Below are 26,034 nucleotides of genomic sequence, written 5' to 3' on the forward strand. Positions count from 1 at the left end.
CAACGTTTCGCTCCGGACTCAAGTGGCACCCCAATTGCATGCACTTATCACCATGACAAGTATGCAAGAAAATGGACCCACCGAGGGCCAGCGCAGACCGGTCGCCGTTGAGCTGTCCGCTACCTCAGTAACGTTCGGCCGCGGCCCGACCGCCACGCCGGCGCTTGCCGAGACCAACCTTATCATCCCCGACGGCGAATTCCTCGCCCTTGTCGGCCCCTCCGGCTGCGGCAAGTCGACGATCCTCAAGCTCGTCAGCAATCTGCTCCGCCCCACCACCGGCGTCGTCATCGTCGGCGGGCGTGAGGTCGCTGCCAAGGCGCTGCGAATCGGCATGGCGTTCCAGAACCCGACCATGCTGCCCTGGTTGACCATCGAGCGGAACATCATGTTGCCGCTCAAGATCGTGGAGCCGTTCCGGTCGGAGTATCGACAGAAGCGCAAAGGCGAATTTCGCGACAAGGCGCATGCATTGCTGGCCCAGGTCGGCCTCAAGGATTTCGGCAACAAGTATCCGTGGCAGCTCTCCGGCGGCATGCTGCAGCGGGCCAATCTGTGCCGCGCGCTGATCCATGAGCCGCGCATGTTGCTGCTCGACGAGCCGTTCGGCGCGCTCGACCAGTTCACCAAGGAAGAACTCTGGTCGATCCTGCAGAGCCTCTGGCTGCAACACAAACCGACGGTGCTGCTGGTCACGCATGACCTCCGCGAAGCCGGCTTCCTGGCCAGCCGCATCTGCGTGATGAGCGCACGACCGGGCCGCATCCTCGACGACAGGCCGGTGGATTTCCCACGGCCGCGCACCATCCCCATGACTTTCGAGCCTGATTTCGTTGCACTCAATCAGCGCCTGCGTGAACTCATCGTCAACGCCCGGAGCAGCGCTCCCGAAGCGCAGGAGGCATAGGTCATGAGTGTAGGCCTGCGTCAAAAACTCTGGTCGTTCGGACTGATCGTCATCTTCTTCGTCGGATGGCAATTATTTTGCGCCATGTCGGGCGTGTCGGATCTGGTTCTTCCACGTCCGACGGAAATCATTGCGACGCTGATCGCGCGCTTCCCGATCCTGTGGCCGCATATTCTGCAGACCCTCGGCACGACCATGGCCGGCTTCGTGCTTGGCGTCGGCCTCGGCGTGGTGCTGGGCGCGGTCATCGGCGTCTCGAAAGTCGCCTATGACACCGCCTATCCGCTGCTGGTCGGCTTCTCGTCGATTCCGAAAGTCGCCGTCGTGCCGATCTTCGTGCTGTGGTTCGGTTCGGGCTCCGTGCCTGCGGTCCTGACCGCACTGTCGATCTGCTTCTTTCCCATCGTCGTCAATATCGCAACCGGTCTCGCCACCACCGAGCCAGAACTGGAGGACGTGCTGAAGGCACTCGGCGCCAGCAAGATGGACATTCTCTGGAATGTCGGCCTGCCGCGCACGATGCCGTTCTTCTTCGCGTCGCTGAAGGTCGCGGTGAGCTACGCCTTCGTTGGTGCCGTGCTGGCCGAGACCGTCGCGTCCAATCGCGGCATCGGCAATGTGATGATGAGCGCGTCGTCGAACTTCAACGTCCCGCTGGTGTTCGCCTGCCTGTTCATTCTCGCGATCCTCGGCGTCACGCTTTACGTCATTTTCTCTCTGATCGAGGCGCGTGTGACCGGCTGGGCCACACGCAAGAACGATCTCGTTGCGACCTAATCACCTCACACCAACCAGGAGAACGTCATGTTGAAAAGATTGACCGCCCTCGCCGTCGGCAGCGTCCTGCTCGCAGGCTCCGCCTTCGCTCAGGAGACGACCATCAAGTTCACGCTGGGCTGGAAGACCCAGGGCGCCGACGCCGCCTTCCTCTATGCGAAGGAGAAGGGCTTCTTCAAGGAAGAGGGCCTCAACGTGGTGATCGACCAGGGCGAAGGCTCCGGTGCGACGGTGACGCGCATTATGTCCGGCGCCTGGGATGCCGGCTTCGGCGACGTCAATGCCATTATCCAGAACGCCTCGACGCGTCCGCAGGATTCGCCGGTGATGGTGTATCAGATGTGGAACCAGCCACCCTTCGCCATCGTGACCAAGAACACCAGCGGCATCAAGACCATCAAGGATTTCGAAGGCCGCACGCTGGGCGGCGCGCAGGGCACGCCGACGACCCGCCTGCTGCCGGTCTTCATCCAGAAGAACGGCCTCGCTGGCGACAAGATCAAGGTATCGAACATGGCGCCCAATCTGCAGGAGCCGATGCTGATCAAGGGCGACATCGACGCCGCCCTCGTCTTCAATATCACCAGCTACTTCAACCTGGTGCTGAACCGTCAGGATCCGGAGAAGGACTTCAAGTGGTTCACCTTCGGTGACTACGGCCTCGACCTGTATTCCAATGGCGTGATGGTGTCGAAGAAGCTGCTGAAGGAGAATCCGAAGGCCGTTGCCGGCCTCGTGCGCGCCATCAACAAGGGGCATCTCGCGGTCGCCAAGGACCAAAACGAAGCCCTCAAGGCGATCGCCACCTTTGATAACCTCATCGACGTCCCTGTCGAAAAGCGCCGCCTGCAATATGCCTTCGAGAAGCTGATCGTCACGCCGGAGATGAAGGAAATCGGCACCGGCGACATCAAGGACGATCGCATGGCCCGCGCCATCGGCATGGTTGTGGAGGGCTACGGCCTCAGCCGCACGCCGACCCCACAGGAAATCTTCTCCCGCGAATTCCTGCCGCCGCGCGCCGAGCGCGAGCTCATCTATACGAAGAACTGATTACGTCCATGACTGAGGTTCTGTCTGCGGCTCATATCTTCACCGGCACAGATCGGGGCCTCGTCCCTCAGGCCAGCATCCATCATGCGGATGGCCTGATCACGAGTGTCTCAACCGGTGCAAGCATTTCGCCGCAGACGAACCACCTGATCATTCCCGCGCTGGTCAATGCCCACGACCACGCGCGACCATCCATGACGTCCTTCGGCGCATCGAACATGCCACTGGAATCGTGGATCGCGCGTTCGGCCTTCGGTACCCCGCCCGATCCCTATCTCGCCGCCGCTGTCTCGCTCGCCCGCTCGGCGCGCGCAGGCTGCGGCGGCGCTATGATTCATTACACCCGTCCAAGCGGCAAGATGCCGATCCTTGACGAGTCGATTGCGATTGCGAAAGCCGCCAGCGATGTCGGCATCCGGCTGGCCTTCGCGCTGGCCGTGCGCGACCAGAATCCAATCGTCTATGGCGACAGTGCAGACGTGCTTGCCGCATTGCCCGAGGGCGATCGCAGCGCGATCCAGGACATGTTCATTCGTCCGAGCCCGACACCATCGGAATATCTCGACCGCGTCGAAGCCATTCATGCGGCCATCGCCGGTCCGATGATCGATGTGCAACACGGTCCGGCCGGCGTCCAGTGGTGCTCGCCTGTACTGCTCGAAGCCATTGCTCAGCGCTCCGCGACGACCGGCCGGCGCGTGCACATGCATCTGCTCGAGACCATCTATCAGCGGCAATGGGCCGACCGCGCTTTTCCGAGCGGCATTGTGCGCTACCTGAAAGATATCGGCCTGCTGTCCAACCGCCTGACACTGGCCCATTGCATCCATGCCCGGCCGGACGAACTCGATATGATCGCCGAGTCCGGCGCGACCATCGTGACGAATTTCAGCTCCAATCTTCATCTGCATTCAGGCCTCGCTCCGATTGCCGATGCGCATCGCCGCGGCTGCCCCATTGCCGTGGGCATCGATGGCGTCGCGCTCGACGAAGACGACGACGCGATCCGCGAAATGCGCCTCGTGCAGATGGCGCATGACGGCCTCGGCTTCGACCGCACATGGAGCCGTGCGGAGTTTCTCACGCTCGCCGTCCGCAACGGCCGGAAGTCGATCGGCGCACCGGGCTCGGGCATGCTCGCCGCCGGAGAAGCCGCTGATTTCATTGTTCTCGATATCGGCCAGCTCGACCGCGATGCCATCATGCCGGTCGATCCCATCGACATGCTGTTTGCCCGCGGCAACAGCAGCTGCATTCGCGATGTCGTGGTCGACGGGCGTACCATCAGCCGCGATGGCAAGCCGACCGGCGTCGACCTGGAGGCCATGGAGACCGAGTTGCGCGGGCTCTATCGCAAGAGCGTGCCCCAGTTCAAGGCGTTCGAACGCGCCTGGGCACCGTTCGAAAACGCCGTGTCGCACTGGTTCCGGCAACAGGGGTGTTGCTAGCAGCGGGGGCGCTGCTAGCTCACCAAACCTTCAGCGGCTTCAGTTCACCTGACGTTTTTCCAGCTTTCGTGCCAGCGTGCGGCGATGCATGCCGAGGCGGCGCGCCGTCTCCGAAATGTTGAAATCGCTTTCCACGAGGGTCTGGTGGATGCGCTCCCATTCAAGCGTCTTGATCGAGGTCGGGCGCTCCGTGAGCGCCACTTGCACATCGCCGGTCGCTTTCTGGAACGCTTCCTCGATATCGTCGGTGTTCGAGGGCTTGGCGAGGTAATGACACGCGCCGAGCTTGATCGCCTCCACCGCCGTGGCGATGCTGGCATAGCCGGTGAGCACCACGATCAGCATCTCGGGGCTCAGCGCATGCAGCGCCTCGACACAAGCAAGGCCGGAGGCACCCGCAAGCTTGAGATCGACCACCGCATAGCCTGGCACCTTGTCGCCGAGCACCTCGGTCAAGGTCTCGAAGCCCTCGGAATGTAGCACGGTGTAACCGCGCCGCTCGAACGATCGCTTCAGCGTGCGCGCGAAGCCTTCGTCATCCTCGACAATGATCAGCAGACGTTCATCCGACATGTTTGCGCGCTCCAATCGCGAGGGCGGATAGTGGCAGCGACAACGTCACGAGGGCACCGCCCACGGGCCGGTTCTCCGCCACCACTGCGCCGCCCAGTTTGCGGACGGCATTGACCACCAGGAACAGACCGAGCCCGCGCCCGGACTGGCCCTTGCTTGAATTATAGGGCTTTCCGAAATTCGCCAGCATCTCCTTGGCGAAACCCGGTCCCATGTCGCTGACCTTCAGCACCAGCGAATCGCCATCGCGCTCGATAGCGAGGCGAACCCAGAGCGGCGATACCTCGTTGGCGTTATCGAGCACGTTGAAGATCATCTGCTTCAACGCCGAGTCCGACACGATCGGCATGTCCTCGCCGAACCGATTCTCATAGACTAGCGTGTTGATCGAGCGCGCGCCTCGCCAGTCCTCGACCAGTTCGCCGAAGAAACCATTGACGGTCGTCACAACCGGCGCCTCGCCGCGCATGTCGCCCGCTGACATGAGAATTCCAGTGACGATCGACTTGCAGCGCTGCACATCGGCCTGCATCTCGCTGATCTCCTCCATTAGCTCCGGATTGCCTGCCAGTTCCGGCATCCGGCGCCAGTCGCTCAGGATCACCGACAGCGACGCCAGCGGCGTACCGAGTTCATGCGCAGCGCCGGAGGCGAGCAGGCCCATGCGCACGATATGATCTTCCTCTGCAGCCTGTTGACGCAGCGCTGCCAGACCCTCGTCACGCTCGCGCAGGTTTTGTGCGATGCGCGTCATGAAAACAACGATCAGCGCCGCGTCCAGCACGAAGCAGATCAACATGCCGATAATGTGCAACTGGAACAGATCGTCGCGCAGCGCGTCCGGTAGCGCCAGCGGACGATGAAATACAATCAGCCCGGCGAAGCACAGACAGGCAACAACAACAACGACCCAGGTCGAGCGGCCGTTCAGTAGCATCGCCCCGAGCGTAACCTGCAGGAGATAGAGCGATATGAATGGATTTGTGGCGCCGCCGCTCAGATAAAGCTGGGCGGTCAGCGCCGCGACGTCGAGCAGCAAAAGCAGGAGCAGTTCGCGGTCACGCGCGTCGGTCTGCTGGCGTAGCCACTCCTGGCTGATGACGTTCAGGAATACTGAGCCACACAGCACCATGATCATGGCCATCAGCGGTAGCGAAATGCCCATCACCAGGTGCACGAAGCCGATGGTCAGAACCTGCCCGACCACTGCGATCCAGCGCAACTGGATCAGCAGATTGATGTTCTTGATATTGGTGGTCTCGTCGAGCGGCAGAGCCGTGACTGCAACGGGTGTGGTGACACCCGTCGCGTCGACCGGTGACGCGGCAACCACACTGACGCCAGTGTCGTCTGGTGTCCCCACGTTGCTCTCTGCTCCAAAACCCGGCATCGCGCCCCGTCAGCTCGACCGGCCGGCCTCAATCGAGCCGGCGCGCCATCCATGACGTCATACGCGAGGTAGTGATTTTTTCCGAATCCGCCACTCGTCACGGGCGACGAACAGGGCAGCGCCCGCCAGCATCAAAGCGAGGCCGAACCAGGTGATGGCATAGACCACGTGGTTGTTCGGGAAGGCGATCACGGTCAGGCCGCCATGGGGCTGCCCTGGCGCGTCCAGCGCGGCATTGGCATCGATGAAATAGGGCGCGACAGCGCCGAGCGTCTGGCTGGCGGCAATCGCCTCGACATCGCGGGAATACCAGCGCTGGGTAGCGGGATCATTTGAGCGCAGGAACCCACCCTTCGGTTCGGTGACGCGCAGCAGCCCGGTTACCGACACCTGCGTCGCGGGCGCCGCGAATGCGCCGGCTTTGCGCTCATCCGGGCTGACGAAACCCCGGTTCACCAGCACGGTGTAGCCGGCCTCGGCGCGCAGCGGCGTCAGCACCCAGAAGCCGGCGCCGAGATCCGAGACAGCCTGCACCAGAGTATCGGCGCCCGGCACAAACCGCCCGGTGACGCTGACGCGACGATATTCATCGTCATTGCGATTGATCGCAGGCCACGCCGCAGGCCCGGGTGCAGCTTCGGGCGCGGCGTGGCTGCGCTGATCGACACGTGCGATCAGATCCAGTTTCCAGGCGCGGCGTTCGACCTGCCAGATGCCCAGCGCGGTCAATCCCGCGATACCGAGCAGTGCCAGCAGGCCCAGCACCGTGAGGGTTGTCGCGCTACGTGGCGACCGCCCGGATTCCATTTTCGATTCAGACGACTCCTGTCTGGCCGGGCGGCCTACGACGATCCCGTCGTTGGCGCGCGCCGTGGCCATCAGGGCATATTCCTCATGTCGTGAACCGGCATCATGTTGACGTTGAGGTGGTACATCACCCAGAGCGAACCGCTCAGCGCAATCACGACGATGATGATCGTGAAGATCAGCGCCATCATGGTCCAGCCGGCATCCGACGTCGTGTTCATGTGCAGGAAGTAGACCATGTGAACCACGATCTGCACCACAGCGAACGCAACGACGATCGCGATGGTCCAGTTCTTGTTCTCGATCGCGCCCGTCATCACCAGCCAGAATGGAATGGCGGTAAGGATGACCGAGAGGACGAAGCCAGTCATATACGACTTGAACGAACCATGGTCGCGGCCGTCATCGTGGCCGTGGTCATCGTGACCATGTCCGTGCGCGGCATGTGCATCGGCGCTCATCGCAGCACTCCCAGCAGATAAACAAAGGTGAAGACGCCGATCCAGACGACGTCGAGGAAATGCCAGAACATGCTCAGGCACATCAGCCGCCGCTGGTTCGCCTCGATCAGGCCGAAACGGGCGACCTGCACCATCAGCGTCACCAGCCAGATGATGCCGAAGGTGACGTGCAGGCCGTGGGTGCCTACCAGCGTGAAGAAGGACGACAGGAAGGCGCTCCGCCAGGGGCCAGCACCTTCGTGGATCATGTGATGGAACTCATAGAGTTCGATGCAGAGGAACGCGAGGCCGAACAGACCGGTGATGCCGAGCCACATTTGGGTCGACTTCACTCTGCCCATCATCATTTCCAGCATCGCGAAGCCGTAGGTGATCGACGAGAACAGCAGCATCGCGGTGTTAAGCGCGACGAGCTTGAGGTCGAACAAATCCTTCGGCCCGGGGCCCGCAGCATAGCTGCCGCCGAGTACGCCGAAGGTGGCGAACAGCATCGCGAAGATGAGGCAATCGCTCATCAGGTAGAGCCAGAAGCCCAGCATGGTGCTGGAACCGGCCGGATGATCGTGTTCATCGACGACGTAGAAGACCGGCACTTCAGTGCCGTTTATCGTTTGGGTCGGTACGTTCATGACGCGGCCTGCACTGCGAGAAGTTTCGTACGCTCGCCTTCGGTACGGATGACGTCCTCCAACGGAATGTGGAAGTCACGGTTGTAGTTGAAGGTATGGAAGATCGCGACGCCGACGATGGCAACGAAGCTCAGGGCCGCGAGCCACCACATGTACCAGATCAGGGCGAAGCCCATCGCCGTGGCCAAGATCGAGAGGATCACGCCGGTGCCGGTGTTCTTCGGCATATGGATCGGCCTGAAGCCCTCCAGCGGACGCGTATAACCGCGGCGCTTCATGTCCCACCACGAGTCATTGTCGTGAATGACCGGGGTGAAAGCGAAGTTGTAATCCGGCGGCGGCGACGACGTTGCCCATTCCAGCGTGCGCCCGTTCCAGGGATCGCCCGTGGTATCGCGCAGCTTCTCGCGATTCCAGATGCTGACGGCGATCTGGACGAGGAAAGCACCGATGCCAATGGCGATCAGAACCGCACCGAAGGCGGCGATGACGAACCAGATCTGCAGCGACGGATCGTCGAAGGTGCGCAGGCGGCGGGTGACGCCCATCAGACCAAGCACATAGAGCGGCATGAAGGCGAAGTAAAAGCCGAGGACCCAGCCCCAGAACGAGACCTTGCCCCAGAACTGATCGAGCTTGAAGCCGAAGGCCTTTGGGAACCAGAAGTTGATGGCCGCGAAGATGCCGAACACCACGCCGCCGATGATCACGTTGTGGAAGTGGGCGATCAGAAACAGGCTGTTATGCAGCACGAAGTCGGCCGGCGGTACTGCGAGCAGAACGCCGGTCATGCCGCCGATCACGAAGGTCAGCATGAAGGCGATCGTCCACATCATCGGCAGTTCGAATCGGATGCGGCCGCGATACATTGTGAACAGCCAGTTGAATATCTTCGCGCCCGTCGGGATCGAGATAATCATCGTGGTGATGCCGAAGAAGGAATTTACGCTGGCGCCCGAGCCCATGGTGAAGAAGTGATGCAGCCAGACGAGATAGGACAGGATCGTGATGACCAGCGTGGCGTAGACCATCGAGGTGTAGCCGAACAGCTTCTTGCCCGAGAAGGTCGAGGTCACTTCCGAAAATACGCCGAACAGGGGCAGGATCAGGATGTAAACCTCCGGATGGCCCCAGATCCAGATCAGGTTCACATACATCATCGGGTTGCCGCCGAGATCGTTCGTGAAGAAGTTGGTGCCGACATAGCGATCCAGCGACAACAGCGCGAGTACGGCGGTCAGGATCGGGAAGGACGCGACGATCAGGACGTTGGTGCAGAGCGAGGTCCAGGTGAAGATCGGCATCTTCATCATGGTCATACCGGGCGCACGCATCTTCACGATGGTCGCGATTAGATTGATGCCCGATAGCGTCGTGCCGACACCGGCGACCTGTAGCGCCCAGATATAATAGTCGACGCCGACATCCGGGCTGTAACCGAGATTCGACAACGGCGGATAAGCCAGCCAACCGGTCTTGGCGAATTCACCGACGAACAGCGACATCATGACAAGGATGGCGCCACCGGTGGTCATCCAGAAGCTGAAATTGTTCAGGAACGGGAACGACACGTCGCGCGCACCGATCTGCAGCGGCACGATGTAGTTCATCAGGCCGGTGACCAGCGGCATCGCGACGAAGAAGATCATGATCACGCCATGCGCCGTGAACACCTGATCGTAGTGATGGGCCGGCAGAAAGCCGTCGGAGCCGTTGAAAGCCATGGCCTGCTGGGCGCGCATCATGATGGCGTCGGCGAAACCACGCAGCAGCATGACAATGCCCAGCACCATATACATGATGCCGATCTTCTTGTGGTCGACGCTGGTGAACCACTCCTTCCAGAGATAGCCCCACAGCTTGAAATAGGTCAGCGCGCCGAGCAGCGCGATGCCGCCGAGCGCGACCATCGCAAAAGTCGCGACCAGAATCGGCTCATGATATGGAAACGACTCAAGCGTCAGGCGGCCGAAGATGAACTTCGCAAGCCCGGTATTTGCCAGTGCGGCTGTATCAGACATTTAGATCGACCCGATCAGGTGTTGGAAGCGCGCCGCTCGGCAGGCGGCGGCGCAGGCGTGAAATTGAACGGCGCGGGGGCGGCACCCGGGCGCGCGAGACCAGCACCGGTAACCGGTGTCGGGTCGAGTGGAGTCGTCGTCGAGCGGTGATCGGCTGCTTCGCGTGCGGCCTCGGCAAGGGTACAGACGCTGGCGACGTAGTTCTTCGTCGAGCTTGTGCCGTCGAGCATCGAGATATTGTATTTCAGCGGCAGAATGTTGCGGGCGCTGGCGAGGCCCAGGCCACCCTTCGCATCCATCGCCATCATCTCGCTCATGCACATCTTGCCGGGCTGGGCGCACATGTTGAGGATCGCCTTGTAGAGGTCAGGCGCGACTTCCTTATAGAGACGAACCGGCACATTCTCGCTGGGCTTTTCGAGATCCAGATAGGCCTCGCGGCTCAGCGTCTCGCTGCTCGCCTTAACCTTGGCGATCCAGGCATCGAAGCCGGCCTGGTCGACGCCATGGAACTTGAAGCGCATGCCGGAGAAGCCGGCGCCGCTATAGTTCGCCGAGAAGCCGTCATAAACGCCGGCCTTGTTGATGACCGCGTGCAGCTTGGTTTCCATGCCGGGCATCGCATAGATCTGGCCGGCGAGCGCGGGGATATAGAAGGAGTTCATCACCGACGAGGCAGTGATCTTGAAGCGCACTGGACGATCCACAGGCGCAGCCAGCTCATTGACCGTAGCAATGCCGTATTCCGGGTAGAAGAACAGCCACTTCCAGTCGAGCGCGACGACTTCGACCTGCAGCGGTTCAAGAAGGCTCGCAGCGTTCCCGGGTGCAATCCGGTCGAGCCGACGATACGGGTCGAGCAGATGCGTGCTGGACCAGGTCACGGCGCCGAGACAGATGATGATGAGGAGGGGCATCGACCAGATGACCAGCTCGAGATGGGTCGAGTGATCCCAGTCCGGTTCGTATTTCGCGTCAGCATTCGACTGCCGGTACTTCCAGGCGAAGAACACGATCAGGGCCATCACCGGCACGATGATCAGCAGCATCAACACCGTGGAAATGACCACGAGATCGCGTTGCTGCACTGCGATGTCACCCGCAGGATTCATGACGACGAAATTGCATCCGCCCAGCAAGGCAACCAAGGGCAGCAAAAGGAGTATCCGTAGGAGGCTCAAGGTGTTACCCATTCGATAATGTTCGTTCGCGCGCACGGTTAGGCGCATTTGCTGCAGGGCAACATTGGACAATTTGTCCAATGGTCCGGAGACGCCGTTCACGACAAATCGTCAACCTCGCGTCGCCCTTTGGGCGTCGATTGCATGGCCTTCAACACACCACCGACGGATAGAAAAAATGGCGCAGACGTCATCGACGATCGAACGGGACGCACGCCTTCTGCACGCGGATGGCCACGGAGCCGTGAATCCGGGCGAGATCGCCATTGGCGTCATCATCGGCCGGACCTCCGAGTTCTTTGACTTCTTCGTCTATGCGATCGCTTCGGTGCTGGTATTTCCGAAGCTCGTCTTCCCCTATCTCGATCCTCTGACCGGCACTCTCTATTCCTTTGCGATCTTTTCGCTGGCATTCATCGCCCGCCCGATCGGCACGATGATCTTCACGGCCATCGATCGCAGCCAGGGCAAAGGCGCCAAATTGACCATCGCGCTGTTCCTGCTCGGCGTTGCCACCGTCGCCATCGCCTTCCTGCCCGGTCACGAATCCATCGGCGTCGCATCGGCCTGGCTGCTGGCTGCTGCACGTATTGGCCAGGGCATTTCCTGGGGCGGCACCTGGGACGGTCTTGCTTCGCTGCTGGCGCTGAATGCGCCGGAGGGCAAGAAGGGCTGGTACGCCATGATTCCGCAGCTCGGCGCCCCGATCGGTTTGCTGGTGGCGAGCGCGCTGTTCGCCTTCTTCGTCGACACGCTGTCCGCTGACGACTTCCTCGACTGGGGTTGGCGCTATCCGTTCTTCGTTGCTTTCGCCATCAACGTCGTCGCCCTGTTCGCGCGCCTGCGCATGGTGGTGACGCCCGGCTACACCGAACTGTTCGAAGCCCGTGAACTCGAGCCGTCCTCGATCACCGAGACGATTGCCCAGCAGGGCCGCACCGTGGTGATTGGCGCCTTCGCACCGCTGGCGAGCTTCGCACTGTTCCACATGGTCACAGTGTTCCCGCTCTCTTGGGTGTTCCTGTTCACCCGCGAAGCACCCGGCCGCTTCCTGATCGTCGAATGTATCGGCGCCGTGTTCGGCATCATCGCCATGGTCGTGTCAGGCTATGTCGCCGACAAGGTCGGCCGCCGCACGCTGCTGACCGGTTCGGCGATTGCCATCGCCGTGTTCAGCGGCTTCGCACCGCAGATGCTGGACGGCGGCATTGTCGGCGAACTCGCCTTCATGGTGACCGGCTTCATCCTGCTCGGCCTGTCGCTCGGTCAGTCGTCGGGCTCGGTCGCATCGAGCTTCTCGAAGCGCTTCCGCTATACGGGTTCGGCGCTCACCACCGACCTTGCCTGGCTGTTCGGCGCCGGCTTCGCGCCATTCGTGGCGCTGGTGATGTCGAGCCGCTTCGGCCTGTCCTCGTCGGGCGTATATCTGCTGTCGGGCGCGGTCGTGACCCTGCTTGCGATCTCGATCAACCGGCAGTTCGCCAGCCGCGACGCCTCGGCGATCCAGCCGTAAGCAACATTGCCGCTAAGAAAGAACCCCGGTTCTTATCAGAACCGGGGTTCTTTCTTTTTGTTCTGGCTCGTTTCCCTGACGCGAACCGGCATCTACTTCGCTAATGCGACAGCGGCACATCATCCTGATGCAGGATGCGTTCGGCGGCGCCCTGCAGATCGTCATACTGGCCTGATTTCAGCGACCACAGGAACGCCGCGAGGCCGCACAGGCCAAGCCCGATGGCGATCGGAATCAGATAGAAATAGTCTGTCATTCCGCCGGCTCCATTCTGACCGCCATTCGCGGCGTTGATGCGCTCGCGTCCTGAGACTTGTCGGACTTGCCGCGGCCACGCAGCCGCAGCGCATTGGCGACAACCACGATGGACGAACCGGACATCGCGATCGCCGCAACCAGCGGCGTGACATGGCCCATGATCGCGATCGGCACCGCAATGAGATTGTAGCCGACTGCCAGCGCGAGATTCTGCCGCACGAGATGCCCTGCCTCGCGCGAGACCGCGACTGCCTGAGACACGGCCGACAGATCCTCGCGCAAGAAGACGAGATCTGCGGCGTTGCGCCCGACATCGGCAGCCGATGCCGGAGCCATCGACGCATGCGCGGCCATCAGCGCCGGCGTGTCATTGAGACCGTCGCCAACCATCAGCACCTTCTTGCCGGTGGATGCCAGCTCGGCCACATGCGCCGCCTTGCCGCCCGGCAGCACGCCGGCGAAATATGGCACGCCCATGCCTGCAGCGAGTGTCCGCACCGGCGCCTCGCGATCGCCCGAGACAACCTCGACAGCCAGTCCGTCGCGCTTCAGGTCGCCGACCGTTTCAGCCGCGCCCGCACGCAACCGATCCTCGAAGCGGAAATCTGCCACGCATTGTCCATCGCGCGACAACACGACGGAAGAGCCATCGAGATCCATACCGCTGGTATCGGTGAGGGCCCATTCCGGCCGCCCGAGGCGCAGCACGCTGCCGCCGAGACGTGCTTCCATGCCGCAGCCCGGATGTTCGGAGACATCATCGAGCGCAATCGGGGCCTGCACCGTCGGAACGGCCGCAGCGAGCGCGCGCGAATAGGGATGACGTGAATGCGCGGCGATCGCGCCGGCCAGTGCCAGGGTCGCAGGATCGACGTTGTCCGAATTGACGACGCGGGCATTGCCAAGCGTCAGTGTGCCCGTCTTGTCGAACACCACCGTATCGATCTCGGCGAGACGCTCAAGCGCCCCGCCATCCTTGATCATGATGCCGCTCTCAAACAGCCGCCGCGCAGCAACCACCTGCACCATCGGCACAGCTAAGCCAAGCGCACAAGGACAAGTGATGATCAGCACCGCCACTGCAATGGTGATCGCGCGATGCACATCGCCGGACACAATGAGCCAGCCGACGAGTGTGATGGCCGCGGTGAGATGTACGACCGGCGCATAGAGCCCAGCTGCACGATCGGCGATGCGGCGATAGACCGAACGGCCCTGCTCCGCGGCTTCCATCATCCGCAGCATCTCGGCGAGGAACGACTCGTTGGCAGAGGCCGTCGCGGTAATCGTCAGCGGCCCCGTCAGATTCAATGTGCCCGCGCGCAGCACCGACCCCGGCAGTGCCGGCTGCGGCACGCTTTCGCCTGACACCAGCGAGACATCGAGTTCCGACAGACCCTTGGTCACCTGCGAATCGACCGGCACGCGCTCGCCGGCAGCAAGCATGATGGTCATACCCACAGTGATTTCACCGACCGGCAGATAGATCTGCGCACCGTCACTCTGCAGAACCAGCGCACCGCGCGCCGCCAGGCGTGCGAGCCCCTTCACCGCGACACGCGCGCGCTCGCGCATCATGTGATCGAGGGTGCGGCCGATCAGCAGGAAGAACAGTAGCGACACCGACGCATCGAAATAGGCATGCGAACCATGGATCGCAGTCTCGTACAGGCTCATGCCGAAGGCCAGCAACACGCCGAGCGAGATTGGCACATCCATATTGGTGCGACCGTGACGCAGTGCCTGCCAGGCCGAGCGAAAGAATACCCGGCCGGAATAGATCAGCGTCGGCAGCGCGATCAGCGCAGAGATACCGTGGAACAGATCGCGCGTCGCGGGCTCGGCACCGGACCACACCGAGACCGATAGCAACATGATGTTGCTGGCCGCAAAGCCCGATACCGCGAGCGCACGGATCAGTTCCGACAGCGTCGTATCCGTGGCATCGCCGTCGACCTCGAACAGATGCGCTTCATAGCCGACTTTGCGCAGCGTTTCGATGAAAGGCGGCGGTGCGGCATCGGCGCGCCATTTGATGGTGACGCGCTTGGTCGAGAGATTCACCCGCGCCCATGTTACGCCGTCAAGCGCACCAAGCGCTTGTTCGACCGTGCGGATACAGGCGCCGCAGTGAACGTCCGGCACCGAGAGATCGGTCTGCCTCAAACCGCCGGCGATGGTACGGCTGACCAGCAGGACTTCGCGCGGATCCGGCGCCGCCAGTATGGCCAATTCTGCTCCTGAGCCACAGCAACTCATCGGAGACCTCGTTTCTCACTTTGCGCATGATCCTTTCGGAAAACCGGTTCCCACTTTTCCGGATCATGCTCTAGCCAGTCACCTCGACACCCGGCTTCATCGCCACATAGGCGTGCCATGTCCCGTGGCCGAGCACGGGAAATACGACGATCATACCGAGCAGGCCGGTCATGACATTGATCAAGAACAAAGCCAGCGCGATTCCCGCCCAGGTCAGCATGACCGGCAGATTGGCCCAGACCATCCCCATGCTCGTGCCCATGGCGGTGAGCGCATCGACGCGCTCGTTGAGCAGCATGGGAATGGCGAACACGCTGATCGCAAACGAGAATGCCGCGAAGATGCCGCCGACCGCGGTGCCGGCGATCAGCATCGCCCACCCGATGGGTGTGGTGAACAGCATGGAAGCGACGCCATCGAGGCCGGGAAACGGGTTCATGCCGAAAAACAGCGCGTAGATGATCACCGCGGCGCGGATCCAGACCAACATCAGCGAGCACAACAAGAGGCCCGCGAATAGCAACTGCCCGCCCGACTTCGGCCGGACGAGAATCATCTGCAACAGCGAGACACGCTCATGGGCGGCGATCCGGCGACTCTTCTCATAGAGTCCGATGGCGAGTACCGGCCCGACCACCATGAAGCCGGCAAAGGCCGGAAACAGGATGTAGTCCCAGCCAAAGGCGAACAACCCGCCGACCAGGACGACCGAGACCGCGAAAACGAGCACGCCATAGCTGAGGCTCACCGACGGGATAATTGTCAGATCGCGCCAGCCGGCTTTGAGCCAGTCAAAGGCGACGGATGGCGCGACATGGCGATTCCACGACACCGAGGGCGGCAGCGGAGGGGCAACGGCTGGAAGAGTCATCTTCGACCTCGCAATCTCAATGACGCGGCGTGCATGACGAGGACGCCGCACTGAATTTGCCGGCTTCCGCGACACTGGCGCCGCGCTTGACGTGATCGATACAGTCGGGCTGCGACGAGAACGCCACATAGACCATGTGCGCATTGGCCATCAGCACCAGTAGCAGACCGGCAGCAATCGCCATCCAGACCCAGACCTTCGCGTTGACGTGCTTCATCGCTGCTACATTCATGGCCCGGCAGCCCTGAGGTTGACGAGATAGAGCGCGAGGATCTTGCGATCGAGCGCCGACAGTCGCGAATCCCAGCTCGGCATATGACCTTGCCGGCCACCCCAGACAGTCGTGAAGACCGACTGGGCGTCGCCGCTATAGATCCAGAAATTGTCACGCAGGTTCGGCGCACCGAGTTCGATATTGCCGGTCGCGTTCTCGCCGTGGCAGGCGACGCAATTGTCGGTGAACACCGCCTTGCCGCTGGCGAGCTTCGCGGGCGCGATCGCCTTGGCCGCCGCGGGATTCGACAGGCTGCGGACATAGTCGACGACATCGTCGATCTGCTCGCGCTTCAGCATCCCGTCACGGCCGAAGGCCGGCATCTGCGAGGTCCGCGAGTCCTTGTGCGGCGAATTGATGCCAACGCGGATCGTCTCGGCGATCGCATCGGGCGTGCCGCCCCAGAGAAAGGCCTGCGACACCAGCGTTGGAAAGCCGTTGCCACCCTCGGCGGTGCGGCCATGACAGGCCGCGCAATTGTCGCCGAATGAAGTCGCGCCGGTCTGCCGCACGATCTTCATCAACTTCGGATCGGCCTGGATAGCCTCGAAGCTTTCGGTCTCGATCAGCTTGCTCCACCTGGCGCGGTCCGAGGCCGCGTCCTTGATCTGCTCGGCCACGATGTTGCGCTGGTCGATCCCTAACAGACCCTTGGTATAGGTCACGCCCAGCGGCCATGCTGGCATCAGGATCCAGTACACAACCGAATACAGAAACGTGGCCCACAGAAAGAAGATCACCGCACGCGGCACCGGCGTGTTCAATTCCTTGATGCCGTTCCACTCGTGGCCGGTGGTGAGATAGCCGGAGACGGGATCGCGTTCCTCTACTGCCATCGCTTCGCCTTGTATGGCTTGTCCTCAACGGAAGGATCGAGGATCGACTGCGCCGCAGAGTCGAACGACTTTTTGTTCTTCGGCCAATAGGCATAGACCACCACGCCAACAGACATGGCGATCAGGTAGAACAGTCCGAAGGATTTCGCGAACCAGACAGTGGCCTCGTGCTCCATCGTCACTCTCCTGCCGCCGCCGTTTTGGCCTTGTGGGCCGCGTCGGTCAGCTTGCCCAAGATCTGCAAATAGGCGACCAGCGCATCCATCTCCGTCGGCTCGCCCGCTTGGCCATCGAAGGCGCGCACATTGGTGGCCTCGCCATAGCGCTTGGTGACGCCTTCGGCGAAGGGCGTATCGGGCGAGGTCTGGCCATAGGCATCGTTGGATGCGTTGGCGATCATCTCATCCGTATAAGGCACGCCGACCTTGCGCAGCGCGGCTAGATGCAGGCCGAGATCGTCGATCCGCGCCTTGGCGCGCGTGAGATAGGCATAAGGCGGCATCACGGATTCCGGCACCACGTCGCGTGGGTTGATCAGATGCTTGACATGCCATTCGTCGGAATATTTGCCGCCGAGACGCGCGATATCCGGTCCGGTACGCTTCGAGCCCCACAGCATCGGATGGTCGTATTTGGATTCGACCGCGAGCGAATATGGCCCATAACGCTCCACTTCGTCGCGCAATGTGCGGATCATCTGCGAATGACAGGCGTAGCAGCCCTCGCGGATGTAGATGTTGCGGCCGGCGATTTCGAGCGGCGTATAGACGCGCATATCCGGCGCATCTTCCACCGTCTGATGGATCGTGAACAGTGGCACGATCTCGATGAGGCCGCCGATACTAGCGGCAATGATGATGCCGATGGCGAGGCTCATCGTCTTGCGCTCGAGCTTGTAGTGCAGGCCGAACAGACCCATCGTTATTCTCCCGGCTGCAGCGCGAGCACGCCCGCGGGCTGTGCCACCGGACGATCTGCGGCGCGTTCATCGGCCGGCTGATCAGCAGTGCGGATGGTCATGACGATGTTGTAGAGACCGATCACCGCACCAGCGAGGAAGAAGAACCCGCCGACCGCGCGCGCAACGTAGTAAGGCTTCATCGCGATCACCGTCTCGATGAAGGAATAGGACAGCGTGCCGCTACTGTTATAGGTGCGCCACATCAAGCCCTGGATGATACCTGAATTCCACATCGCGAAGACGTATGTGAAGAGGCCTGCGACAGCGAGCCAGAAGTGCCATTCGACGAGCGCCGGCGAATACATCCGCTCGCGCTTCCAAAGCCACGGCACCGACGCGTAGATCGAGCCGAAGGTGATCATGGCCACCCAGCCGAGCGCGCCGGCATGGACATGACCGACGGTCCAGTCGGTGTAATGCGACAGCGAATTGACCGAACGGATCGCCATGAACGATCCCTCGAAAGTGGTGAGACCGTAGAACACCGCAGCCACCATCATGAAACGCAACGTCGCATCGTCGCGCACCTTGTACCAAGCGCCGTTCAGCGTCAGCAGGGCATTGCCGGCGGAGCCCCAGGACGGAATCAGCAGCATCAGCGAGAAAGTCATGCCGAGCGTCTGCACCCATTGCGGCAGCGCTGTGTAATGCAGGTGATGGGAGCCCACCCACATATACATGAAGGTGATGCCCCAGAACGAGATGATCGACATCCGGTAGGAATAGATCGGCCGCCCCGCCCGCACCGGTAGATAGTAATACATCATGCCGAGGAAGCCGGAGGTGAGAAAGAAGGCGACGGCGTTGTGGCCGTACCACCATTGGGTCATCGCATCCTGCACGCCGGAAAAGGCCGAATAGCTCTTGGCGTGACCGAACGAGACCGGCACCGCCAGATTATTGACGGTATGCAGGATCGCCACCACCAGGATGAAGGCCATGTAGTACCAGTTGGCGACGTAGATATGCGGCTCCTTCCGCCGCGCCAGCGTCCGCATATAGATGACGAAATAGACGATCCAGACGATTTCCAGCAGGAGGTCGGCATACCATTCCGGCTCGGCATATTCCTTCGACTGGGTGACGCCCATGAAGTAGCCGGTGGCGGCGAGCAGGCAGAACAGATTGTAGCCGAGCAACACGAACCACGGGCTGATCTGATCGGGCAACCGCGCGCGCGAGGTCCGCTGCAGCACATAGAGCGAGGTGCCAATCAGTCCATTGCCGCCGAAGCCGAAGATCACTGCACTGGTATGCGCGGGGCGGATGCGGCCGAAGCTCGACCAGCCGGCATCGAACGTCAGATTGGGAAACACCAACTGCCAGGCAACCCAGTCGCCGATGAACATGCCGATCACAGCCCAGATCATCGCCAGGATAATCGCAAGTTTGGTGGGGTCGTCGTAATACAGCGCCAGCCGGGCCTCGTCTGGCTCCGGTTCGTAATAGACATAGATGACGCCGAAGATGCCGGCGATCCCCGCCAGCATGACAATCGCACCATGGACGCCGAGCGGGTCCTGGCGGCCGGCGATCGCCATCGCGAGGCCGCAAATCATGAGAGCCAGCAGGATGATGAGCGCGAGCTGCCGCTCCGATTTGGTCAATTGCGCGATCATCCGGTCATCCCCTGCTTGTCTCGCGGCGGCTCGTCAGGCAGGACGCGCAGCGCCCGATCGGCACAGAGCATCCTCACACCATCACGACTAGTTCACTCCGCCGCCACAGCGATTGACTTAGGTCAAGCCCGCGAACGGATTCCGACCGGGATCAATCGCAATTTTTGATACTTACAACCAATATCGCGCAACCGAGCCTGGCGCGTCTCTTCTACAGGCGCAGACAGGACGCCTGCGCCTGTTAGTCCTTCACGTCGTAGCGATAGGATTTCGAGACGATCTGCCAGCCATCGGCCAGCTTCATCACGATCAGGTAATCGGTGAAGTAACGCGGCGGCAGCTGGCAGCGCACCTTGATGAAGGCTGTCTTCTCATCAGAGCGATCGACCGTGACAATGAAGTCCTCGCGCGCCTTGCCATCGACCTTGCCCGAATTGCGCTTGCGGACCATAGCCATCCAGTCAGGCATGGCCAGCACTTTCAGCTCACCATTCTCGACCCAGCGCAGATCTGCACTCGGATGAAAGATCGCGCCAAGCTTCTCGGCATCAGCCTCGTAGAGGCCATCGAAATAATGTTGGATAACCGCTTCAACGGTCGAACGATCGTAAGCCAACGCATTCCCCCCACCGGCAGCCGCACTGTAAGCCTTATAACATCAAAGCGATGACGGCTATACTATACCGCTGCATAGGTCACCCGACTTTGAATCACTTGCTGTCAGCAAGCATCTTTCGAAACCGCTGGATCTCCTGCGGCACGAAGGCCGTGAGATAGGCCGGCGCCATTTCAGCGTCGTCGGCGGGCATCGAGCCGAGATCATCGAGGCGTTTCTGATAATCGGGATTGGCAACGGCAGCGCGCATCGCGGCATTGAGCTTCGCGATGATCGGCGCAGGCGTGCCCTTCGGCGCGAACAGCGCATACCAGCCAGATATTTCAAATTGCGGCAACCCGGCCTCGCTGGCGGTCGGAACGTCAGGCAGATGCGGCAGCCGCGTTCTGGATGCCAGCGCAATCGCGCGAATGAGACCGCTCTGGATGGCCGGCGTCACCGACGCCGAGGAATCGCAGATACCATCGATCTGCCCACCGATCAGATCATTCAGGGCCGGACCGCCGCCGCGATAGCCGACCAGCGTGACATCGATGCCCGCAGCCTGAACGAAAGCCTTCCAGAATAGATAGTTCTGTGAGCCCACGCCGGAGTGGCCGATATTGAGACGGCCGGGATTCTGTTTCGCATGCGCGATGAATTGCGCGAGATTGTCGGCCGGAAAATTGCGCCGGATGGCAACCATAGCCGAACTCTTGTTGAACATGCCGATGCCTGCAAAATCCGACGGCGCGAATTTCACATCGGGCGTGAACAGGTAGACCGCAGTATTGGTGCCGCTATTGCCCTGCACGATGGTGTAGCCGTCAGGCGGGGCCTGCGCGACGCGAGCCAGCGCCACGGCCCCGCCCGCACCGCCGATATTTTCGATCACGATGGGCTGACCGAGATGCCGGCTCATCTGTTCGGCAATCAGCCGTGCATTGACATCGGAACTGCCGCCGGCAGCGAATGGCACAACGAGCGTGATGGGACGGGTGGGATAATCCTGCGCGGATGCACACAGCGGCGCGATCAGCACCAGACAGAGCGGAGCAAGCCTGAACCAAGCCATCCCAAATCCTCCCTGACCAGGTCTTGTCTAAGTAGATCTTTGCCTGATTTTTCCGTGATCTTAGGGAGTATCCGGCGCCGGATGCAAAGACATGTTATGCTGCAGAGCGGCGTAACCGACGGCGTGCGGCGCCGTTCCTTGACGTCTACGGAGGTCCTATGACCATCTCCATGGTTCACCCAACGATCGACACCAAGAGCCTGCTGACCGGCGCACAATTCGCCGACGCCTTCAGTATCACGACCGAGACGACGGACCTGACCGCCCGCGACGCCGCCACCCGCATGCTCAGCCACTCTCCGCCCTGGGTGGACGCCCTGATGCGGCTGCGGGATCTGATCGTTGCGCCCTTCGGGCTGAAGACGGCGCACTCTGCGCGTCACGCCAATGTCGACAAGGTCGGCTTTTTCCCTGTGCTCAGCGAGACGCCGCAGCGCCTGATCGCAGGATTCAATGACAATCATCTCGATTTTCGCGTCGTGGTCGATGTCGCAGCAGACGGTACCGGCCAGCGCGTTACGGCAACGACTGTCGTGCTGATGCATAACTGGCTCGGACGCATCTACCTGTCGGTCATCAAGCCATTTCACCGGATGGTGGTCCGTTCCATGTTGCGGCAGGTCACGCGCTGAATTTGCGGTGGCGGCCGTGGGGAACCTGGGTCATCGCAGCCCGTTAGCCCATATGCCATTTACAGAGATTGATCCGCAGAACGAGGAGCTGAAAGTCACGCTGGCGCACGCGTTTGACGCCGCTTGGCAGCCCTTTGTGACGCATGAAGGCGAGTCCGCGGACACGCCCGAGAACCGCCGCCGCCTTGCCGCGCGGATTGTCGCCGTGGCGCGGTCAGGACAGATCGATGAAAAGGCGCTCAGCGAGGCCGGATTGATTTACCTCCGCGTACTCGCCGAGGCGGCGCGGCTTTCCGCCCGCATTCGTGACGTCGCATCTCCCGATCTGGCGCCCCAAGCTGACGACCAACGAAACCAGTCGTTCGGCCCGGAGACGGTCGCTCGATGTCCACAGCGCTGGATCGCTGCCTCGATGAATTGCCGCTGCGGATTTCATCGGACGCCGTGCAGTTGCTCTCGAGCAGTATTCTCGATGAAGCATCGCGCGGGGAGCGCGACCCGGAAAAGCTGCAGCTCCACGCCTTGGCATTGCTCAAGTCGCGTCAGTAGGCTCCTTGCTCACCGGATCCGTCTCGGCCCATTCGGCGACGCAACGTTCGAGATCCCTCAAATTCTGTCGCATCTGTTCCAGCGAAAAGCCGATCGCAAAGAAGCGCTCAGCCACATCGCCGGATAATCCGCGCGTTAGCCCCTCTTGCCGAAGCGCACCGACCTCTCCTGCATAAGCCTGTAGTGCGGTCTGCACCGGCCAGATCGCCGGCGCGCCGGTGCCGCTGCGCAGTGCTATGGCGGTCGAATGCAGAAACGTCGTCATCGCATCGCTGACCCGCGACAGCGGACCCGCCAGCCTGACCTGCAACGCGGATGGCAACGGCACCACCGTGGACCGCCCGATCATGACCAGGTCATGCCGCAGCCGCAGCGTCGTACGCAGCAAGGGACCTGTATCGGGTCCGCGGGACAAATGCGCCGCACGCTCCCGCTCGGCTTCGGCTCCGATCGCATTCAGATTGGTGAGCGCATGGCCGATGCCGTCCTGCAACCGGTGCAGTGCCTCATTGTCGCGCCCGCGCGTCAATGACGCCAGCAGTTCGGTCAGTGCCGTTGCGATCAGATCGAGCGCTTCCGCCGAACTGGCCCGGACTTGGCTATGCGCCCGCGACGGCAGCACCAGGAACGACACCAGAAGACCTGTGACGGCACCGACCGTGACTTCGAGCACACGGTCGATGGCGGATTCCAGCGGCGTGTTGTGGTTCATCATCGGCAGCAGCAGCACGATGATGGCCGTCACGGTCGCGACATTGAGGCTCGGATTGATCGCCGCGATGAAGGCCAGTGGCGCCACGGAGAGCACAAGCACCGCGAGCAGCGCACCTTCATTGGAATGCGGGATCAGGATCGCAACCGCGCCGCCATAGATGGCGCCGCCGATCGTGCCGACCAGATAATCACGTGTTGCCTTCAGCGACCGCCCGACACTCATCTGGGTGACAATGATCGCCGTCAGCACAGCCCACAGCGGCAGTTTCAGCCCGACGGCCAGGGCTATGATCAGCGCAGCAAGCGCCGCTGTGGTCACCCGGACGCCGAGGCCGAGTTCGACCTTTCGCGCCCGGAAGAAGGCAACCACCCGTTTCAGGAAGCCAAGAATTCGCTTCGATGCGGACATATCCAAAAATGATCCTTGAAAACGGATTTTGGTCGCCCCGTTTCGGCAAAGACGATTTAGACGGGCCTGTTTAAACATAGCTGATCCACGCGTCGCCATGGCCGCTTGAAACGCCGATTTGGTCCGCCTAAGGCTATTTCAACAAGAGTGAGGAAACACAATGGCCAATGAGACTGCAACGCTTGCCGCCTATGTCGCAGACCTGAAATTCGACGACATTCCGCAGGACGTGCTGGAGCGCGCCAAGGTCCTCACCCTCGATTATCTCGGCAGCACCATCCGTGCCCGCAGCGAGGCCGAATCCACCCCCTCTTTGCTCAAGATGCTGGAAACCCTGTCGCTGAACGGCAAGGGCGAATCCACCGTGTTCGGCGACAGCAAGACCTGGACGCCGGCCGTGGCCGCGCTGCTCAACGGCGCGCTCGGCCACTCGCTCGATTTCGACGACACCCATGCCGATTCCTCACTGCATCCGAGCGCCCCGGTCGTTCCCGCCGCCTTCGCCGTCGGCGAAATGGTCGGCGCCTCCGGCAAGCAGGTGCTGACGGCTATCGTCGCCGGCTATGAAGTCTGCTGCCGGCTCGGCAACGCCCTCGATCCGACCTCGCATTACGCCAAGGGTTTTCACCCAACCGCCACAGCCGGCACCTATGGCGCTGCAGCTGCGGCCGGCAAGTTGTTCGGGCTATCGAAGGATCAGCTCATCTCGGCCTTCGGCGTGTCGGGCAGCCAGGCGGCGGGTTCGCTGCAATTCCTCGTCAACGGCGCCTGGAACAAGCGCTATCAGGTCGGCGCGGCCGCCATGAACGGCGTGATCGCCGCGACCTTGGCGCGCAACGAATTCATCGGCGCGACCGAATCCGTCGAGGGCAAGCATGGCCTCCTGGTCGGCTACAGCGACAACGCGCATCCTGAAAAGGCCGTGGCCGATCTCGGCTCGGTCTATGAGACCATGAAGATCGGCATCAAGCCCTATCCGAGCTGTCGCTATACGCATGCCGCCATCGACGCATTGGTCGCGATGCGGCGCGAGCACAATCTGACGCCCGAGCAGGTCAAACGTGTCGAGATCGGCCTGCATCGCAACGGCATCACGCTGACCGGCGACGCCGCCACCAAGCGCCATCCGACCTCCATCGTTGGCGGCCAGTTCTCGATGTTCTTCACCGGCGCGCTGGCGCTCGATCAGGGCTCATTCGGCTGGGACGACTACAAGCGCCTCGGCGATAGCGCGATCAACACGCTGGCCGACCGTTTCGACGTAGTTCAGGACGAACGCCTGGAAGGCAAGCGTCATCCGTTCGGCGCACGGGTCAGCATCACCACCGAGGATGGCGTGCATGAGCGCATCTATGCCGATCCGTCGGGCGAGCCGACATCGTTTCCCGATGCCGCCGCCATGCAGCAGAAATTCCTGCAGCTTGCCCGTCCTGTGCTGAACAATCGCGCCGAGAAATTCGCGGATGCGATCCTCTCGCTTGAGAGTTTTGACCGCGTGGCAACGGCGACGGCGCTGGGACGGTAACGGACATCAGGCGCCGTCGATGATGATGAAATCGGCCTCGGCGTATTTTTGCCGGATGGATCTGGCGGTTTCGTATTCCGGGCTACGGTAGCAGGCGGTTGCGGTCGCGCGGTCGGCGAATTCCACCACCACATTGCGATCGCGGGCGTCGCCTTCCATGGTTTCGAAGGCGCCGCCGCGCACGATGAACCGTGCGCCGAACTTGTCGAACGCCGGCTTGGCCGCGGCGAGATATTCCGGATAACGGCTCTCGTCGCGCACCGAGACGCGGACAATCCAGTAGGCTTTCGACATCATGGCTCTCCAGTTTTGATGTGATCGTTGTGGCGCGTCCTGTGTCGCATCGTCATTGCCGTGGCGGATCACGGCATCAATGCCGGCGCGGGTCACGCCGATATCGCGCAATTCGTAATCGCTCATGGAGCGTAGTTGGTCTCGCGCCTGCTGCCGCTCGCGCAGGCGACGCCAGCCGTGGCGCAGGGCTGCGACGGCGGCGATCGCGATCGCACGCAACATCCGGCCACGCTCGACATGGGCGCGCCGGATGATGGATCGCCTCAGCGCGGTCCATTGCAGCGGCGTCAGGTGGCGCGCGTCGTACGCGTGCGGTTCGCGTTCGTTGTCAATCATGTCCACCCCTTTCCGCTGATGGGTGCCGTTGGCCATGACGGGTTTACCCGGCGCTTTTCATCCCATA

Annotated in this window: 27 protein-coding genes and 1 pseudogene; 8 read left to right on the forward strand and 20 right to left on the reverse strand. The window is 61.8% G+C overall.

Annotated elements, in window-relative coordinates:
• The first annotated feature begins 52 nt into the window (after positions 1-52).
• The 4 genes from SFY93_RS02715 to SFY93_RS02730 are packed head-to-tail and all read left to right on the forward strand — an operon-like array spanning position 53 to position 4,185.
• Positions 53-907 carry an ABC transporter ATP-binding protein gene (locus SFY93_RS02715; protein WP_320445977.1) on the forward strand — a complete coding sequence of 285 codons (855 nt, stop codon included), beginning with the start codon at positions 53-55 and terminating at the stop codon, positions 905-907.
• A 3-nt stretch (positions 908-910) separates the two neighbouring features.
• Entirely contained in the window at positions 911-1,684 is a 774-nt protein-coding gene (locus tag SFY93_RS02720; RefSeq protein ID WP_320445978.1) for an ABC transporter permease, read from the forward strand.
• Positions 1,685-1,711: 27 nt separating this feature from the next.
• Complete coding sequence (locus SFY93_RS02725; protein ID WP_320445979.1) at positions 1,712-2,737, forward strand: ABC transporter substrate-binding protein; 1,026 nt, start codon at positions 1,712-1,714, stop codon at positions 2,735-2,737.
• A gap of 8 nt (positions 2,738-2,745) precedes the next feature.
• Positions 2,746-4,185 carry an amidohydrolase family protein gene (locus SFY93_RS02730; protein ID WP_320445980.1) on the forward strand — a complete coding sequence of 480 codons (1,440 nt, stop codon included), beginning with the start codon at positions 2,746-2,748 and terminating at the stop codon, positions 4,183-4,185.
• A gap of 39 nt (positions 4,186-4,224) precedes the next feature.
• Here the strand turns inward: SFY93_RS02730 and SFY93_RS02735 are convergent, their stop codons facing one another.
• The 7 genes from SFY93_RS02735 to cyoA form a co-directional block, all read right to left on the reverse strand.
• Entirely contained in the window at positions 4,225-4,758 is a 534-nt protein-coding gene (locus tag SFY93_RS02735) for a response regulator transcription factor (protein WP_184512409.1), read from the reverse strand.
• Positions 4,748-6,148 (reverse strand): ATP-binding protein, encoded by a 1,401-nt coding sequence (locus SFY93_RS02740; RefSeq protein WP_414717042.1) that lies wholly within the window; start codon positions 6,146-6,148, stop codon positions 4,748-4,750. Before SFY93_RS02740 ends, SFY93_RS02735 begins: the two co-directional genes overlap by 11 nt.
• A 57-nt stretch (positions 6,149-6,205) precedes the next feature.
• On the reverse strand, positions 6,206-6,955 hold the full coding sequence (locus SFY93_RS02745) for an SURF1 family protein (RefSeq protein ID WP_320447676.1): 750 nt from the start codon (positions 6,953-6,955) through the stop codon (positions 6,206-6,208).
• Between the two features lie 71 nt (positions 6,956-7,026).
• Positions 7,027-7,416: a cytochrome o ubiquinol oxidase subunit IV gene (cyoD, locus tag SFY93_RS02750; RefSeq protein WP_093757703.1), complete on the reverse strand. Its 390-nt coding sequence runs from the start codon at positions 7,414-7,416 to the stop codon at positions 7,027-7,029.
• Entirely contained in the window at positions 7,413-8,045 is a 633-nt protein-coding gene (cyoC, locus tag SFY93_RS02755; RefSeq protein WP_320445981.1) for a cytochrome o ubiquinol oxidase subunit III, read from the reverse strand. The genes cyoD and cyoC overlap by 4 nt, the downstream gene beginning before the upstream one ends.
• Entirely contained in the window at positions 8,042-10,066 is a 2,025-nt protein-coding gene (gene cyoB / locus SFY93_RS02760; protein ID WP_320445982.1) for a cytochrome o ubiquinol oxidase subunit I, read from the reverse strand. Before cyoB ends, cyoC begins: the two co-directional genes overlap by 4 nt.
• A gap of 14 nt (positions 10,067-10,080) precedes the next feature.
• Entirely contained in the window at positions 10,081-11,247 is a 1,167-nt protein-coding gene (gene cyoA / locus SFY93_RS02765; RefSeq protein ID WP_320445983.1) for a ubiquinol oxidase subunit II, read from the reverse strand.
• Positions 11,248-11,425: 178 nt separating this feature from the next.
• Between cyoA and SFY93_RS02770 the strand changes: the two genes are divergently transcribed.
• Positions 11,426-12,760, forward strand: a complete 1,335-nt coding sequence (locus tag SFY93_RS02770) for an MFS transporter (protein ID WP_320445984.1) — start codon at positions 11,426-11,428, stop codon at positions 12,758-12,760.
• Between the two features lie 100 nt (positions 12,761-12,860).
• Here the strand turns inward: SFY93_RS02770 and ccoS are convergent, their stop codons facing one another.
• The 10 genes from ccoS to SFY93_RS02820 all read right to left on the reverse strand — a co-directional run bounded on the left by ccoS (position 12,861) and on the right by SFY93_RS02820 (position 21,508).
• Complete coding sequence (gene ccoS / locus SFY93_RS02775; protein ID WP_089263381.1) at positions 12,861-13,016, reverse strand: cbb3-type cytochrome oxidase assembly protein CcoS; 156 nt, start codon at positions 13,014-13,016, stop codon at positions 12,861-12,863.
• Positions 13,013-15,277, reverse strand: coding sequence for a cation-translocating P-type ATPase (locus SFY93_RS02780; RefSeq protein WP_320445985.1), 2,265 nt, complete (start codon positions 15,275-15,277; stop codon positions 13,013-13,015). The genes ccoS and SFY93_RS02780 overlap by 4 nt, the downstream gene beginning before the upstream one ends.
• 70 nt (positions 15,278-15,347) lie before the next feature.
• The gene (locus SFY93_RS02785) at positions 15,348-16,148 is read right to left on the reverse strand and encodes a DUF2189 domain-containing protein (RefSeq protein ID WP_089263377.1); all 801 of its coding nucleotides are present in this window, start codon (positions 16,146-16,148) and stop codon (positions 15,348-15,350) included.
• 16 nt (positions 16,149-16,164) lie between these two features.
• Positions 16,165-16,380 carry a hypothetical protein gene (locus SFY93_RS02790; RefSeq protein WP_320445986.1) on the reverse strand — a complete coding sequence of 72 codons (216 nt, stop codon included), beginning with the start codon at positions 16,378-16,380 and terminating at the stop codon, positions 16,165-16,167.
• Positions 16,377-17,258, reverse strand: coding sequence for a cytochrome-c oxidase, cbb3-type subunit III (ccoP, locus tag SFY93_RS02795; protein ID WP_320445987.1), 882 nt, complete (start codon positions 17,256-17,258; stop codon positions 16,377-16,379). Before ccoP ends, SFY93_RS02790 begins: the two co-directional genes overlap by 4 nt.
• Positions 17,249-17,434 (reverse strand): cbb3-type cytochrome oxidase subunit 3, encoded by a 186-nt coding sequence (locus SFY93_RS02800; RefSeq protein WP_414717044.1) that lies wholly within the window; start codon positions 17,432-17,434, stop codon positions 17,249-17,251. The genes ccoP and SFY93_RS02800 overlap by 10 nt, the downstream gene beginning before the upstream one ends.
• A 2-nt stretch (positions 17,435-17,436) precedes the next feature.
• Positions 17,437-18,177, reverse strand: a complete 741-nt coding sequence (ccoO, locus tag SFY93_RS02805) for a cytochrome-c oxidase, cbb3-type subunit II (RefSeq protein ID WP_320445989.1) — start codon at positions 18,175-18,177, stop codon at positions 17,437-17,439.
• 2 nt (positions 18,178-18,179) lie between these two features.
• Positions 18,180-19,838: a cytochrome-c oxidase, cbb3-type subunit I gene (gene ccoN, locus SFY93_RS02810; protein WP_320445990.1), complete on the reverse strand. Its 1,659-nt coding sequence runs from the start codon at positions 19,836-19,838 to the stop codon at positions 18,180-18,182.
• Positions 19,839-20,079: 241 nt separating this feature from the next.
• The gene (locus tag SFY93_RS02815) at positions 20,080-20,454 is read right to left on the reverse strand and encodes a nuclear transport factor 2 family protein (protein ID WP_320445991.1); all 375 of its coding nucleotides are present in this window, start codon (positions 20,452-20,454) and stop codon (positions 20,080-20,082) included.
• 94 nt (positions 20,455-20,548) lie between these two features.
• Positions 20,549-21,508, reverse strand: coding sequence for a tripartite tricarboxylate transporter substrate-binding protein (locus tag SFY93_RS02820; protein ID WP_320445992.1), 960 nt, complete (start codon positions 21,506-21,508; stop codon positions 20,549-20,551).
• Positions 21,509-21,666: 158 nt separating this feature from the next.
• On the opposite strand from SFY93_RS02820, the gene SFY93_RS02825 reads away from it, so the two are divergent.
• Both SFY93_RS02825 and SFY93_RS02830 read left to right on the forward strand, forming a co-directional pair.
• Positions 21,667-22,140 (forward strand): DUF2867 domain-containing protein, encoded by a 474-nt coding sequence (locus SFY93_RS02825; protein WP_184512419.1) that lies wholly within the window; start codon positions 21,667-21,669, stop codon positions 22,138-22,140.
• 384 nt (positions 22,141-22,524) lie between these two features.
• On the forward strand, positions 22,525-22,689 hold the full coding sequence (locus tag SFY93_RS02830; protein ID WP_320445993.1) for a hypothetical protein: 165 nt from the start codon (positions 22,525-22,527) through the stop codon (positions 22,687-22,689).
• Here the strand turns inward: SFY93_RS02830 and SFY93_RS02835 are convergent.
• The gene (locus SFY93_RS02835) at positions 22,673-23,812 is read right to left on the reverse strand and encodes an FUSC family protein (protein ID WP_320445994.1); all 1,140 of its coding nucleotides are present in this window, start codon (positions 23,810-23,812) and stop codon (positions 22,673-22,675) included. The genes SFY93_RS02830 and SFY93_RS02835 overlap by 17 nt on opposite strands.
• 160 nt (positions 23,813-23,972) lie before the next feature.
• Between SFY93_RS02835 and SFY93_RS02840 the strand changes: the two genes are divergently transcribed.
• Positions 23,973-25,337, forward strand: coding sequence for an MmgE/PrpD family protein (locus tag SFY93_RS02840; protein WP_320445995.1), 1,365 nt, complete (start codon positions 23,973-23,975; stop codon positions 25,335-25,337).
• 6 nt (positions 25,338-25,343) lie between these two features.
• On the opposite strand, the gene SFY93_RS02845 is transcribed toward SFY93_RS02840, so the two are convergent.
• Both SFY93_RS02845 and SFY93_RS02850 read right to left on the reverse strand, forming a co-directional pair.
• Positions 25,344-25,631 (reverse strand): DUF1330 domain-containing protein, encoded by a 288-nt coding sequence (locus tag SFY93_RS02845; protein ID WP_320447677.1) that lies wholly within the window; start codon positions 25,629-25,631, stop codon positions 25,344-25,346.
• Between the two features lie 96 nt (positions 25,632-25,727).
• Positions 25,728-26,003, reverse strand: a pseudogene (locus SFY93_RS02850) (DUF1127 domain-containing protein); the annotation flags it as partial.
• Positions 26,004-26,034 lie beyond the last annotated feature (31 nt).

The organism is Tardiphaga sp. 42S5 (assembly GCF_034044155.1).
Lineage (GTDB): Bacteria > Pseudomonadota > Alphaproteobacteria > Rhizobiales > Xanthobacteraceae > Tardiphaga > Tardiphaga robiniae.

Excerpts from the sequence above, each read along its gene's own strand:
- SFY93_RS02715 (WP_320445977.1), top strand. The coding sequence starts at position 53 with ATGACAAGTATGCAAGAAAATGGACCCACCGAGGGCCAGCGCAGACCG.
- SFY93_RS02720 (WP_320445978.1), top strand. The coding sequence starts at position 911 with ATGAGTGTAGGCCTGCGTCAAAAACTCTGGTCGTTCGGACTGATCGTC.
- SFY93_RS02725 (WP_320445979.1), top strand. The coding sequence starts at position 1,712 with ATGTTGAAAAGATTGACCGCCCTCGCCGTCGGCAGCGTCCTGCTCGCA.
- SFY93_RS02730 (WP_320445980.1), top strand. The coding sequence starts at position 2,746 with ATGACTGAGGTTCTGTCTGCGGCTCATATCTTCACCGGCACAGATCGG.
- SFY93_RS02735 (WP_184512409.1), bottom strand. The coding sequence starts at position 4,758 with ATGTCGGATGAACGTCTGCTGATCATTGTCGAGGATGACGAAGGCTTC.
- SFY93_RS02740 (WP_414717042.1), bottom strand. The coding sequence starts at position 6,148 with ATGCCGGGTTTTGGAGCAGAGAGCAACGTGGGGACACCAGACGACACT.
- SFY93_RS02745 (WP_320447676.1), bottom strand. The coding sequence starts at position 6,955 with ATGGAATCCGGGCGGTCGCCACGTAGCGCGACAACCCTCACGGTGCTG.
- cyoD (WP_093757703.1), bottom strand. The coding sequence starts at position 7,416 with ATGAGCGCCGATGCACATGCCGCGCACGGACATGGTCACGATGACCAC.
- cyoC (WP_320445981.1), bottom strand. The coding sequence starts at position 8,045 with ATGAACGTACCGACCCAAACGATAAACGGCACTGAAGTGCCGGTCTTC.
- cyoB (WP_320445982.1), bottom strand. The coding sequence starts at position 10,066 with ATGTCTGATACAGCCGCACTGGCAAATACCGGGCTTGCGAAGTTCATC.
- SFY93_RS02770 (WP_320445984.1), top strand. The coding sequence starts at position 11,426 with ATGGCGCAGACGTCATCGACGATCGAACGGGACGCACGCCTTCTGCAC.
- ccoS (WP_089263381.1), bottom strand. The coding sequence starts at position 13,016 with ATGACAGACTATTTCTATCTGATTCCGATCGCCATCGGGCTTGGCCTG.
- SFY93_RS02780 (WP_320445985.1), bottom strand. The coding sequence starts at position 15,277 with ATGAGTTGCTGTGGCTCAGGAGCAGAATTGGCCATACTGGCGGCGCCG.
- SFY93_RS02785 (WP_089263377.1), bottom strand. The coding sequence starts at position 16,148 with ATGACTCTTCCAGCCGTTGCCCCTCCGCTGCCGCCCTCGGTGTCGTGG.
- SFY93_RS02790 (WP_320445986.1), bottom strand. The coding sequence starts at position 16,380 with ATGAATGTAGCAGCGATGAAGCACGTCAACGCGAAGGTCTGGGTCTGG.
- ccoP (WP_320445987.1), bottom strand. The coding sequence starts at position 17,258 with ATGGCAGTAGAGGAACGCGATCCCGTCTCCGGCTATCTCACCACCGGC.
- SFY93_RS02800 (WP_414717044.1), bottom strand. The coding sequence starts at position 17,434 with ATGGAGCACGAGGCCACTGTCTGGTTCGCGAAATCCTTCGGACTGTTC.
- ccoO (WP_320445989.1), bottom strand. The coding sequence starts at position 18,177 with ATGGGTCTGTTCGGCCTGCACTACAAGCTCGAGCGCAAGACGATGAGC.
- ccoN (WP_320445990.1), bottom strand. The coding sequence starts at position 19,838 with ATGATCGCGCAATTGACCAAATCGGAGCGGCAGCTCGCGCTCATCATC.
- SFY93_RS02820 (WP_320445992.1), bottom strand. The coding sequence starts at position 21,508 with ATGGCTTGGTTCAGGCTTGCTCCGCTCTGTCTGGTGCTGATCGCGCCG.
- SFY93_RS02825 (WP_184512419.1), top strand. The coding sequence starts at position 21,667 with ATGACCATCTCCATGGTTCACCCAACGATCGACACCAAGAGCCTGCTG.
- SFY93_RS02830 (WP_320445993.1), top strand. The coding sequence starts at position 22,525 with ATGTCCACAGCGCTGGATCGCTGCCTCGATGAATTGCCGCTGCGGATT.
- SFY93_RS02835 (WP_320445994.1), bottom strand. The coding sequence starts at position 23,812 with ATGTCCGCATCGAAGCGAATTCTTGGCTTCCTGAAACGGGTGGTTGCC.
- SFY93_RS02840 (WP_320445995.1), top strand. The coding sequence starts at position 23,973 with ATGGCCAATGAGACTGCAACGCTTGCCGCCTATGTCGCAGACCTGAAA.
- SFY93_RS02845 (WP_320447677.1), bottom strand. The coding sequence starts at position 25,631 with ATGTCGAAAGCCTACTGGATTGTCCGCGTCTCGGTGCGCGACGAGAGC.